Raw genomic sequence first — 13,118 nt, forward strand, 5'->3', positions numbered from 1 at the left:
CATGCCTAGAGCTCATTATTCAGTAATTAAACAATTGCAGGTTGTTTTCTCAATCTCTGTCATATTATTAGTCTTTAGCTTAGTAGCGTCTTTTTACAGCACCCAGCGACTGATTACCAATTCCGAATTGGTTAATCATACCAATGAAGTATTGCTGGAATCTGAAAACATTATGTCGCATTTAAAGGACGCAGAAACCGGACAGCGAGGATACCTGATTACGCTGGACCCGGACTTTCTTCAACCTTACACGGGTGCGTATGATAAAGCTAACCGCAGTTATAATACCCTTAAAAATCTGACCATTGACAATAAGGTTCAACAGAAAAATCTGGATGAAGCCAAGCGTCTATACGATGCAAAGTTTAACCAGATGCAACTGATTATTGATCTGGTTAGGAGAAAAGGAATGGCTGTTAGTCGGGATACGGCTCGTCAGAACAATGAAATGATAAAAGGCAAGAAGATTATGGATAATCTTCGTAGCGTCATCGAACAGATTAAAAAAGAAGAAAATAATATCCTGCAAAGCCGTCTTGAAAAACAAAGTTTTTACATAACGTATACGCCAATCGTTCTGGCTATTGCGGCGATTGTTTCTATTCTTATTACCGGCTTTTCATACACGAGAATTAAAAATGAATTAGATACTAAATTAAAAGAGCAAATTAAAAGAGAAGAGGCCTTCGAAGAGGCCAATCGCCGGATTTCGGTTATGGAAGGCATTACCGGAAGAATTGCACAGGGCGATTACACTTCTCGGAGCCAGGATACCCGGGATGATGAATTAGGGCGAATTGGCAGAGCTCTTAATGCAATGGCCGAATCGCTGGAAACGAGCTTTAATGACTTAGAACGTAGAAACTGGCTTCAAACGGGTTCCGCTGAAATTAATAATGCCATTAATGGCGAACGTAATGCCCGAAAACTAGCCAGTAATTTAATTAATACACTTACTCATTTTATCGGTGTTCCGGTGGGTACCGTGTACTTTATGGAATCAGATTTGAGTTATAAATTAATCTCAAGTTACGCTTCCAGTACTGCTCCCGAAGTCGTTTATATTGAAAAAGGACTGGTGGGCCAGGCGATTAAGGAGAAACAGATAATGCTCGTTAATGATCTGCCTGACAATTACTTAGTGGTGGAGTCAAGCTTAGGTCAAACGCCCATTTCTTCTCTGGTAATCATGCCGCTGGTATACGCCAATATGTGTATTGGAGTTATTGAACTGGGCTTTTTACGATCGCCAAACGAGCTAGAACTAGAGTTGCTAAAAAGTAATGCAGACGATATAGCGGTCGGCGTGAACGCCGCTTTAGATTATATTAAACTTCAGAATTTCCTGGAAGAAACGCAGGCTCAGGCTGAAGAGTTACAGGCTCAGCACAACGAGTTAGAGAACCTGAATGCCGAACTTGAAGCTCAGTCTCAGAAGTTACAGGCTTCAGAAGAAGAGCTGAGAGTACAACAGGAAGAATTGTTACAGTCTAATACAGAACTGGAAGAAAGAAGTTTATTACTGGAAGAAAAAAATGAAGAAATTCAGAGAAAAGCCGAAGAGCTTGAAATATCAACGCGATATAAATCTGAATTTTTAGCGAATATGTCCCATGAATTGCGGACACCCTTGAACTCAATTTTATTATTGAGCCGTCTGTTAGCTGAGAATAATGAAAATCATCTTTCGAAAGATGAAGTTGAATATGCTCAGGTAATCAATAACTCTGGAAATGGACTATTAGGCTTAATTGATGAAATCCTTGATCTTTCAAAAATCGAAGCAGGTCAGATGAAGCTCGAATTTATGAATGTATCAACGAATGAAATTACCGATGAATTAAAAGCCCTCTTTACTCCTTTAGCGAAAGATAAAAAATTAGATTTCAAGGTAAAGGTTGCTGATACTATTCCTGCTTATCTGGAAACAGACCGTTTACGTCTGGGACAGATTTTGAAGAATTTATTATCCAATGCCATTAAGTTTACTTCCGAAGGGGAAGTTTCTTTAACGTTAGAAAAGGATACTAAATACGATAATTCAGTTCGATTCATCGTCAAAGATACCGGTATTGGTATTCCGAAAGAAAAGCAGCATTTGATTTTTGAAGCCTTCCAGCAAGCGGATGGTTCGACGAAGCGTAAGTACGGTGGAACGGGTCTGGGATTATCGATTAGCCGGGAGTTAGTAAAATTATTAGGTGGCGAGTTAGTAGTAACCAGTGAGGTAAATAAAGGTAGTGAATTTACGTTGCACTTACCTATTTCGAAGCTCAATCGAATTGAGATTGAAGAGATAGAGGTTACTCCAGTAATCATTAAAAAGGAAGAAGAAAAGCCGCAGCCTGCGAAAGAAAAGACTACTGAATTTTTGAGTACCACAATCCCGGCTAATATTCCTGATGATCGGCAGTCCATAGAAAAAGACGATAAGGTCATTTTGATTATTGAGGATGATACTGCCTTTGCCAAATCGTTACTCGATTATTCCCGGAAAAAGGGCTATAAAGGCATTGTTTCCGTTCGGGGAGATGAAGGATTAAAACTCGCTGGGCTTTATAAGCCTGCTGGTATTTTACTGGATATTCAGTTACCAATCATGAGCGGGTGGGAAGTAATGGATGCCCTGAAAGCCGATCCCCAAACGCGGCCTATACCGGTACATATTATGTCTTCCCATAAAATGAAGACGGAAAGTTTACTGAAAGGTGCCGTTGATTTTGTTAACAAACCAATGGCATTTGAACAAATGAAAGACGTTTTTGAGAAAATTGAATACGTTTTGAATCGCAATGCCAAGAAAGTTCTGATTATTGAAGATAATCCGAAACACGCCAAAGCATTAGCGTATTTTCTGGAAACATTCAATATCAATTCCGAGCTGAAAAGTGATGTCGATCAGGGCATTCAGGCTCTTCGCCGGAAAGATATTGATTGCGTAATTCTGGATATGGGTATCCCCGATTCCAAAGCTTATGACATGCTTGAACAGGCCCGGAAAGACCCTGATTTTGAGAACCTTCCCATTATCATTTTTACCGGGAAAAGTCTATCCCTTTCCGAAGAATTAAAGATCAAAAAATACGCAGATTCGATCATCGTTAAAACGGCTCATTCTTATCAACGTATGCTGGACGAAGTCTCGTTGTTTCTGCATTTAGTGGAGGACAATAAACAATCGGAAAAGAAAGAGGGTCGATATAAAAAACTGGGCGAATTAAGCCAGATATTGAAGGGTAAAAATGTGCTGGTAGCCGACGACGATATTCGGAATATTTTCTCCTTATCGAAGGCGTTGGAGAATTACCAGATGAATGTCATCACGGCTTTGGATGGCAAAGAGGCTCTTCAGAAACTTGAAGAAAATGCCCACATTGACATCGTTTTACTGGACATGATGATGCCGCAGATGGATGGCTACGAAACGGCTCGTAAAATCCGCGAAAATTACCTCTGGAAAGACATGCCCGTCATTGCCGTGACGGCGAAAGCCATGACGGGTGATCGTGAGAAATGCATCCAGGCTGGAGCCTCCGACTACATTACCAAACCCGTTGACATCGATCAGCTTTTATCGTTGCTACGCGTTTGGTTGTACGAACGCTCTTAAAGAATATCGTATAACACCTCTAGGAATAAATCAGGGAATGGAGAAAAAGCGAGTGCTCATTATTGATGACGATGCGAAGAATATTTTTGCTCTAAAGGCTACCCTACGCTCAAAAGCGTACGATTGTCTGTCGAGCAGCAGTGCTCAGGAAGCTCTGAATTTGTTGCAAACGGATGAGGTTGTAGACATAATTTTGATGGATATGATGATGCCTGAAATGGATGGTTACGAGGCTATTCCATTGATTCAGGCCATTGAGAAACGCAGGCATACGCCGATTTTGGCAGTGACGGCCCAGGCGATGGTAGGAGACCGGGAAAAGTGTTTGAGGGCGGGGGCTACCGAATATATTTCGAAGCCTATCAATGTGGAGCGTTTACTGGAGTTAATGTCTCGTGAATACTAGTAAGGTCATGATTGAAGAGGAAGAGATTGCCATTTTGTTAAATGACCTGTACGAAATTTATGGGTATGACTTTAATAATTACTCCAAAGCTTCTCTGAAAAGACGCATTCAGCGAATTTGCACCATTGATAAGTTTCCGAGTTTTGCGGAGCTTCGGTATCGGGTAAAGTCCGATCCCGCGTATCTGAAACGTTTTGTGGAGGAAATAACCGTTAACGTAACGGAGATGTTCAGAGACCCGACGTTTTATCATTTTCTGCGGACGGATGTATTACCTACGCTGGGGGCAAAACCCTTTATCCGAATCTGGCATGCCGGGTGCTCTACGGGCGAAGAGGTTTATTCAATGGCCATTTTATTGCAGGAAGCTAATCTTCTGCATAAGTCCCTGCTGTACGCAACGGATCTGAATCCAACCGTTTTGGAGAAGGCCCGTGCGGGAATTTTTCCGATGAGTCACATGAAGCTGTACTCAGAGAATTACATTGGATCAGGCGGGAAAAACGATTTTTCTTCGTATTACATTGCCAATTATGGGCAGGTAAAATTCAAGGAAAGCCTGGGAGAGAAGATGATATTTTCCACGCATAATCTGGTTTCAGATCGTTCATTCAATGAATTTGATCTGATTCTCTGCCGGAATGTGCTGATTTACTTTGATAAAGATTTACAGGAAAAAGTATTAAAGTTGTTTGACGAAAGTTTGGGCACCCTGGGTTACCTAGCCCTGGGATCTAAAGAAACCTTGAAGTTTTCCAGTATTCAGACGCATTACAAACAATTGACACGAGACAAAGTATGGCGAAAGATCAATTAATGGATGCCTCTAAAGTGGTCGTTATTGGCGGCTCAGCGGGGAGTATTGATGCATTAATGAAATTATTTCCGCTGTTACAGAAGCCTATCGGCTTTACTTTAATCATCGTTCTGCACCGGAAAAACTCGGTTGATTCTTCGCTGGCGGATCTTTTCTCGATGAAGACCTCTATTCCCGTAAGTGAGGTTGAAGATAAAGATCCGATTCAGTCGGGTAAAATATACGTGGCTCCTGCGGACTATCATTTACTGGTAGAAGAAGAGAACATCTTTGCCCTCGATGCTTCCGAAAAGATTAATTATAGCCGGCCTTCACTGGATGTTACTTACGAGTCAGTAGCCGAAGTTTTCGGTCCTTCGGCCATTGGAATTCTGTTATCCGGAGCGAATGCAGACGGAACGGATGGATTAAGAATCATAAAAAAAGCGGGTGGCCTGACCATTGTGCAGGACCCCGCTACGGCTCAGACGCCCTTCATGCCCCATCACGCCCTTCAACACGTACAAATTGATTTTGTCTTTTCGGTGGAAGAAATAGCTAGGTTTCTAAATCACCTCTCCTGATTGGTTTACGAGGGCAATTCCTGGAAAATGATTCATTAGTTTCAGAGAAGTTTTTGCAAATTCGCAGCTTTCTGTTGAACGAAACGCTTCCTATTTTCAATGAAACTATTTAGAAACCTTTCCTTTCTTGCTTTCTCGTTACTAGCTTTTTCCAGTTTTGCCGCCAAGGTGGATACGGTTGATACGTACAGTGCTTCCATGAAAAAAACGATTAAGGCCGTAGTAATTACGCCCGACTCGTATGCTTCTGGTAAAGTCTTTCCCGTTTTATACCTGCTGCATGGGTACAGCGGAAACTACAGTGACTGGGCAAAGAAACATTTAACCATTAACGAATTAGCCGATCAGTATCAGATGATGATTGTCTGTGCGGACGGTAACTTTTCCAGTTGGTATTTTGACAGTCCTATTGACCCGTCTTACAAGTACGAAACCTACGTAGCCAGTGAGTTACCTGCCTGGATTGACAGTCGTTACAAAACCGTAAAAAGTCGCGAAGGTCGGGGTATTGCTGGTTTGAGTATGGGAGGGCACGGAGCTTTGTATCTGGCCTTTAAACATCAGGACGTTTTTGGAGCCGCGGGTAGTATGAGCGGAGGCGTAGACTTTCGTCCTTTTCCTAACAACTGGGATATCGCCAAGCGATTGGGAACTTATGCACAAACACCGGAAAACTGGGAAAAATACACGGTTATTAACTTGTTGCATTTATTAACGCCTAATTCGTTAGCCCTGCTGATTGACTGCGGAACGGAAGATTTTTTCTATGGGGTGAATGAAAATTTACACGCGAAGTTAATCGAACGGAATATCCCTCACGACTACATCAGTCGGCCAGGTGCTCATAACTGGGGTTACTGGAATAAAGCATTAACCTATCAGGCTTTATTTATGAAGCAGTTTTTTGATCGAAAAAAGTAAGAAGTAATGCCTAAAAAAGAACCACGCTTTCTAAAAGCGTGGTTCTTTTTGATAAGGAAAACTTGGTGCGAGATTCCCTCTCGTACCAGTAGAATAATTCTCCTGGTTGAAAGTTAATGGAAAGCTCAGTAAGTTCCTTCGCTTCGTTCTGGATGACAGATCGGAGTATCAATGAGTTTACTCTAACGAAAAGAGAGGCCGCATCACGGTCTCTCTTTTGTATTTAAAATAACTTTTAGGCAGTCTCTTAATTATCGAATACTTTCTTGATTCGCTTAATATTTTTCAGACGAGCTTTTGCTTCGCGTTTCATCTGCTTTTTTAACGTTTCGGCCTCCAGTGATGGATCCTTATAACTCACTCGTTTGATGAGTAAGTAACTTACGTAATTGTAAAGGCCAAATAACGCAACCAGAATGAATAAGCCTTCGTTAGTCGATACCGAGTTTCTGATTAACAGGAAAAAACAGGTTAAGATTAAGGTCAATCCGCATAATACACAGGTCGCCTGAAAATGCGAAAGCCCCTGAGCAATCAGGATGTGGTGCGTATGGTTTTTATCGGGGAAGAAGGGTGAACGACCATTCATAATCCGAACAATGAAAACCCGTAGTGTATCGAAAATAGGAACAATCAGAACGACAATCGCAAGAATCGGTGCATCGAGAATGGCGTTAGCTCCGGTGTTCAGGTGAATAAACTTAACTGCAAAAAGCGTCAATACGAAGCCCAGAATAAGGGATCCGGTGTCTCCCATGAATATCTTACTCGTTCGGGAAAAGTTAAATCGGATAAACCCGAGTAAAGAGCCCGAGAGAGAAGCGGCCAGAATGGCAAGGGCATTTTGGCTATTGAGTAGAAACCAGGAACCAAAAATCATACAGGCAATCAGGCCAATGCCGCCAGCCAACCCGTCAATGCCATCAATGAGGTTAATGGCATTCGTCAGAGCAATAAATACGAAAACGGTAAGTAAAATACTGATTAGATAGGGAATCTGGTGGATCCCTAAAATTCCGAATAAATCATTGATTCTCAAATCAGCACCTATGATGACAAGCGAGGAGGCAAAAATCTGGGCAAGCATTTTCTTCATGGGTGCAATGACCAGAATATCGTCCTTTACACCCGTAAAAAAGAGAATAACAATGCCCGCAATAGCAAGGTGATGCAGATGGGTTTCGCCTTCGGGTAACCAGAGAAAATAGCCAATCATGGTTCCGGCAAAGATGGCGATTCCTCCCAGTGTTGGGGTGCGGTTGGAGTGGGCACTGCGAGCTTCAGGCTCGGCCATTAAATTTCGAAGCCGGGAAATATTGATAATGACAGGAATTGCCTCAACCGTTAGCCAGCACGCCGCGATAAGAGAGATGATAACCTGAACAAAAGACTCGTTTAGGAATTGACGTAAGGCTGTGATCATAAAAATTGATTATCTGGTTCAATCAAGTTGCGTAGGTGGGGAGCTACACTAACTTTTCATAAAGACTTCACCAACCATAATATATCAGAATTTTACTGATTTCCAAAACTACTAATCAAACTTTACTTTCCCCGGATTTATCCGTAAAGTCTTTATAAGTGGACAAATAAAGTGATGATTATCATTCCGTAGTAGAACGGATAGTTTGTCACTAAAAATGTACCGTCCCATTAATTAGATAACCTATGAGTATTACTCAATAACACGGTTGCGAATTTTTGCGGCGGGATTTCCCCGATAAATCCCATAGGCCTCTAAATTACCCGTAGCCACAGATCCGACCACCAACATGGCGTGTGAATAGCAGGTAACTCCCGGGCACACAATGGATTTCGCTCCAATCCACACGCCTTCTTCAAGGGTGATAGGTGCCGTCATCAAATCAAATCTTGTGGATTTGTAATTATGATTTCCACACAATAACATGGCTCCCTGGGAAAGACAGGCATTAGAGCCAATGCGTACCTGAACGAGGTTGTCAATCCAGACTTCTTCGCCAATCCAGACGTTATTGCCTATTTCCAGTAACCAGGGAAATTTGATATTGACGTTAGGTTTGATCATTACGCCGGTGCCGACTTTTGCTCCAAACTTGCGAAGGATCCAGAGTTTCAAACCAACTGGAATAGGTAATTTGGTATAGAAAAATAAAATATTGACCACAAACCAGATTCGGTTTCTCCAGCTTTTGGATGAGAATTGAGGCTGGTGCTGGTACTTGGACAGATCAACGCTTTTCGAGGACATCTTTTCCATATTCGGTTAAAAAGAATCGAGCAATGGCTTCCTTTGAAATACCCGCCCGATGATAGACTTCAAATATTTTGGCATCTACCAGGAAACGATACCAGAAACCCTGAAGGAAATGCCAGATAAGCCCGCGTTTCCCATCCAGGAAACCCATTTTTATGAAGTAACGGAATAGAAAATACAGAAATGGCCGCGTGAATAAAGGTAAGCTGGCGTATTTGATTTTGAGGTACCGTTTGCGTTGTTCCTGCGTTCCAAAAAAACGGGGGGTAACGATCTCAACATCCCCAAAATCATACTTAACGTTCAGTAGATCAATAGCCTCCCGAATGGCATAAAGATTATGCTTCTGCGTCCACCAGGTTAAATTATTCAGGTTATGGTCCACTAGATCGTGATTCATGCGGAGCATTTCTCCTTCGGAAATCTTGATGTGTTCATCCATCCATAGCTCTTCACAATGGCCTTTTCCGCTTCGCCAGATCCGCAAGAGCCAGGTTGGGTAATAACCGCCATAACGAATCCACTGATCCATGAACATGACCCGGCGTTTGATATAAAAACCAGAAACTTCGGAAGCAACGTTAGGTAAGGTCTGAGCGATTTCGCGGGCTAATTCGGGTAATATGTATTCGTCCGAATCCATTCGCATTAGCCATTTCGTTTGAAAGGGACAGTTTTGAATGCCAAAATTGAACTGCGTTGCGTAGTTAACCCAGGGATTTTGAGCCACCCTGGCTCCCAGAGCCTCGGCCAGTTCCACGGTTCGATCAGTCGAACCAGAATCGACGATAAAAATTTTGTCAGTAACGGGAAGTAAACTTTTCAGGCAACGTTCAATGTGTTTTTCTTCATTAAACGTCAGTAATATTACCGCTAAGTCGGGATAGGAAGGGGTCATTTTTCCAGATAAATAAGGGCAATATTAACGAATTAAAGCTTCAAAGGATCGGTATAACTTGGTTGCTACTTTATTAATGTCAGCGACATCACGGGCAAAATTTTGTCCTTTACGAGCTAACTCTTTACGGTAAGCGGAGTCACTGATTAATTTTCTGAGTCCTCTTTCAACGTCTTTTACCTCGTGCGTAACTAGCTCAGCCGCGTGGTTTTGCTTGAGTAAATGCCCAAAGCCAATGCGATCTGTAGTAAGAACGGCGGTGCCGCAAACCATGGCTTCTAGTGCTGCCAGCGAAAAGCTTTCCGAATAAGTTGGCAAGGCAAATACATCCGCATCGACAATTACTTTCAGTTTTTCCTCGCCCGTCAGCATGCCCGTCAGCGTGATTTGCTCCGATAGATTATTTTTCTGAATAAAATCCGTGACGAAGGAAAGATAGCCATCGTCCGGTCCGGTAATAAAGAGACGAGCTTTGGGGTAATCTTTCAGAATATTCTGAAAAGCCGGAAGTAATAAATCGAGACCTTTTTTAACATTGATCCGACTCAAAAACAAAATAACGGGGGTATCGGCATCTAGCGAATATTGACTACGGAACTGCCCCTTGGCCGGAAGCTGATCGTAATCAGACAACAGCATGCCGTTATTAATCGTAACTACATTAGGATGCGGATGGCCCATGTAACGGACCAAATCCTCTTCTTCGTCAGGATTATGAACCTGTATCAGGTCGCATTGCTCCACGTACCTACGCTGAAAAAGGGCAGAAATAAGCTGCTTCTTCCAGCCGGATTTTTTCATTGCCCAACGGTCCAGGGTACCGTGCACAGTAAAAACTTTTTTAGCCTTTGAGCGAACCCAGAAAGGAACCCAACCCGCAAAATGAAAGGGGCCATGGATATGAACAATGTCATATTCATGGGCGTGTTCACGGTAATATTTCCATAGCTCCGGTGAAAATTCCGGAATAAATCGAGCTAGCCAATGGCGTTTGGTAGTAATGACTGTAGCTCCTTCGGGGATAATGTAAAGCCGCTCTCCTTCAGAAAGGGGCGTCAGAATGGTCACTTCAGCACCCAGTTTGATCTGAACGTTGGTGTGATCATAAATAACCTTGGAGGGGCCGCCAATTTCCCAGGAATAACCGCAGAGATTTAATATTTTCATGAACGAAAGGAGGCTTCAGTAGGGGACCCTATTCGACGAAAACCCTGCCAGATTTCCTGAGCAACGGTAGTCGTATGAAAAGGAGCAATCAGTTTCAGCGAGTGCTGTCCCATCTGAGTTCGTTCAGCCTCCGATAAGTTGACAAATTTTTGTAATGCGACCCCTAGTTCCAGTGTGACTTCTGGTCTAAAGGTGTAGCCATTTTTTTCTTCTTCTACTAAGTCGTTGACACAACCACACTGATTAGAAACCACAACGGGCAAACCACAAACCATAGCCTCATTTACCACCAGACCCCATGGTTCAAAATGGCTGGGAAGCACAAGGGCGTCCGCCAAAGCCAGATATGCAGGAACTTCATTCCAGGGCTGACCACCGAGCCAGAACACATCTTTTAAGGCCGAAGTGTTTAGCTGAGCTCGCAGCGGACCATCACCGATAATGATTAAACCCCAGTCGTGAGCTTTGGGATCATTTTCTTTCAACCAGGAAAAGGCTGATAAGAGGGATGGCAGATTCTTCTCTTCGGCCAGTCTGCCCACAAAAATAAAGTTATGAGCAGGTAAAGCATATTTTCCCTTTAGACTCTGACGGCTGTGGATGCTACGATCATAAACCTGACGAACAACCGTATTGTTCAGAACTGCGGCGTGTTGGGTAATGATTTGAGAAGAACGAGCCCCCATTTTAAGCATATACTCAGCAGAGGAAGACCCAAAATTGATAAAGCCTGCAAACTGCCTGATTAGCGTTCGTTTGAATTTCTCTTTCCAGCCATTTCTACTCCCATCTTTTTCACTGGATTCATTACTCAAAACCAGTTTAATTCCTCGTAATCGGCAGTACCCAATTAATAACCAATAAGCAGGATCGTAATAACCAGAGAGATTGACTACGTCAGGTTTGAACTGATTGATCTGGCTTATTAATCCCGTTATTTTTTTGCTAAATGATAGGGAGTTCAACGATCCCGGATGTAATAAATGATAGGGGTATTGATGTTCAATCAAACCACTTTTTCCCAACTGATTGTACTTGTCTTCAGATTCGGCTAACTGAACAACCAGCAAAGTACAATCTACTGGGCACTGTTGAGCCAGTTCTGAAAAAAGTGCAGCCTTATAATGAGACCATAAAATGTTGTGAACAATTAATACTCTCATACCTTAAGCAACTGGAGCAAATATCCGACCTGTTTTTTGGGCCGCTTCTTTTAATTTTATCCGTATTACTTCTTTATCATAGTCCATAAAACGAGCCATCATGAGAAACGGGAATAAAAAGGTAGTGTCTGAAGGTTGTCCACCGGAAAAAACAGAAACGGCAATAGGAATGAAAATAAAGCCCAGAAAGGCAGAGAAAGGACTAACAATGTCTTTAATACAACGGTAACATTCTCTTATGATTTCAAAGACAGATCTTCCAAAAAAGTAAAAGCCAGCAATACCGTAATTATACATGGCTTCCAGAATAGGGAAATCCATATAAGTAGCCTTATACCCATTTCCCAGAATCAAGGAAATAGGGTTATACAGTAATGAATTCTTAAATACATTAAACGACATCACCCGTTGAATTGCTGAATAATCGGCAACCTCCTCGGCATCTTCTCCCTGTACAGCCGTTTCAAATACATCGAGAAACTTATTCCAGAAGCTCTCAGAAACAGTTAATAATAAATTAATAAAATCAGATCTTCTGGTAAGTTTGTAAACTACAAAAGAGACGACAGCTATTGTTATCACTAAGTTAACGGGCTTGGTTAAGGTCTTACCAATATTTTTAAGCGTACTAAGCCTAAAATGAAAAAACATTAAAACACCAATAGATAAAAATACGGAAAGTAAAGTGGCCCGGCTCTGGGTTAAAATAACAGTTACAATAGAAGCAAGAAGATTAACAAAAGCAATGGCTTTAAAAATGAAATTTTCCTTTGTCATGAACAAAAGAATAACAGATCCAATGACACCAGCGAAACCATTTCTGGAGAATACGTGCGGGTTACCACCATACTCATCGTCAAAATAAATGGAAGCCCGAGCCCCTAATACGTAATGTGGATTAGTATAGAGCGAATAAAACAAACCTAGATTACCAGCTAAAATAAAGACGATAAAGACAGGTAACGCATAATCCTTTACTTCATCGGGAATACTTAACAGCATGAACAGGAAAGCCCCAGTCATCGCATAGTTAATTAACTCCCTCGAGCCCCCTGGACCCGGATTGATTATAAAAAAATAAAACAAACACACACCGATCCAAGCCAAAACGGGCATGGCGATTTTATTATTCAGTGAGTAATATTTCTGAAAAATAGTACTCGGAATCATTAAGAATAAGCCTAAAACCAGACAGGCCGCTGTAAATACGGATGACTGCGGAGCCAGTTTTAAACCATCCCGAAGGAAGAAAATAACGGGGTGTCCCATGGCAAAAATAGCAACGCCAAAGGCCATTCGTTTGTAGTGAAAACCTTCAAATAGGCTTTTAAACATAT

11 protein-coding genes are annotated in these 13,118 nt (G+C 42.0%); 5 read left to right on the forward strand and 6 right to left on the reverse strand.

All coding sequences use genetic code 11. The features are described 5' to 3' along the window. Position 1: 1 nt before the first annotated feature. From QE357_RS09315 to QE357_RS09335, 5 genes are all read left to right on the forward strand, one after another. Positions 2-3,610, forward strand: coding sequence for a response regulator (locus QE357_RS09315; RefSeq protein WP_309706903.1), 3,609 nt, complete (start codon positions 2-4; stop codon positions 3,608-3,610). A gap of 37 nt (positions 3,611-3,647) precedes the next feature. After that, complete coding sequence (locus QE357_RS09320) at positions 3,648-4,016, forward strand: response regulator (protein WP_106635003.1); 369 nt, start codon at positions 3,648-3,650, stop codon at positions 4,014-4,016. Positions 4,017-4,023: 7 nt separating this feature from the next. Then, positions 4,024-4,833, forward strand: coding sequence for a protein-glutamate O-methyltransferase CheR (locus tag QE357_RS09325; RefSeq protein ID WP_106635002.1), 810 nt, complete (start codon positions 4,024-4,026; stop codon positions 4,831-4,833). Further along, positions 4,815-5,396: a chemotaxis protein CheB gene (locus QE357_RS09330; protein ID WP_309706906.1), complete on the forward strand. Its 582-nt coding sequence runs from the start codon at positions 4,815-4,817 to the stop codon at positions 5,394-5,396. Before QE357_RS09325 ends, QE357_RS09330 begins: the two co-directional genes overlap by 19 nt. Before the next feature lie 99 nt (positions 5,397-5,495). Next, on the forward strand, positions 5,496-6,317 hold the full coding sequence (locus QE357_RS09335; RefSeq protein ID WP_309706908.1) for an alpha/beta hydrolase family protein: 822 nt from the start codon (positions 5,496-5,498) through the stop codon (positions 6,315-6,317). 247 nt (positions 6,318-6,564) lie between these two features. Here the strand turns inward: QE357_RS09335 and QE357_RS09340 are convergent, their stop codons facing one another. The 6 genes from QE357_RS09340 to QE357_RS09365 all read right to left on the reverse strand — a co-directional run bounded on the left by QE357_RS09340 (position 6,565) and on the right by QE357_RS09365 (position 13,116). Further along, positions 6,565-7,740 (reverse strand): MraY family glycosyltransferase, encoded by a 1,176-nt coding sequence (locus QE357_RS09340; RefSeq protein WP_309706910.1) that lies wholly within the window; start codon positions 7,738-7,740, stop codon positions 6,565-6,567. A 252-nt stretch (positions 7,741-7,992) separates the two neighbouring features. Beyond that, the gene (locus tag QE357_RS09345) at positions 7,993-8,556 is read right to left on the reverse strand and encodes a WcaF family extracellular polysaccharide biosynthesis acetyltransferase (RefSeq protein ID WP_309706912.1); all 564 of its coding nucleotides are present in this window, start codon (positions 8,554-8,556) and stop codon (positions 7,993-7,995) included. Continuing rightward, entirely contained in the window at positions 8,528-9,451 is a 924-nt protein-coding gene (locus tag QE357_RS09350) for a glycosyltransferase family 2 protein (protein ID WP_309706914.1), read from the reverse strand. The genes QE357_RS09345 and QE357_RS09350 overlap by 29 nt, the downstream gene beginning before the upstream one ends. 24 nt (positions 9,452-9,475) lie before the next feature. Then, the gene (locus tag QE357_RS09355; protein WP_309706916.1) at positions 9,476-10,618 is read right to left on the reverse strand and encodes a glycosyltransferase; all 1,143 of its coding nucleotides are present in this window, start codon (positions 10,616-10,618) and stop codon (positions 9,476-9,478) included. Next, positions 10,615-11,781: a glycosyltransferase family 4 protein gene (locus QE357_RS09360; RefSeq protein ID WP_309706918.1), complete on the reverse strand. Its 1,167-nt coding sequence runs from the start codon at positions 11,779-11,781 to the stop codon at positions 10,615-10,617. The genes QE357_RS09355 and QE357_RS09360 overlap by 4 nt, the downstream gene beginning before the upstream one ends. Positions 11,782-11,784: 3 nt before the next feature. Continuing rightward, entirely contained in the window at positions 11,785-13,116 is a 1,332-nt protein-coding gene (locus QE357_RS09365; protein ID WP_309706920.1) for a hypothetical protein, read from the reverse strand. Between the last annotated feature and the right edge of the window lie 2 nt (positions 13,117-13,118).

The organism is Siphonobacter sp. SORGH_AS_0500 (assembly GCF_031453245.1).
Lineage (GTDB): Bacteria > Bacteroidota > Bacteroidia > Cytophagales > Spirosomataceae > Siphonobacter.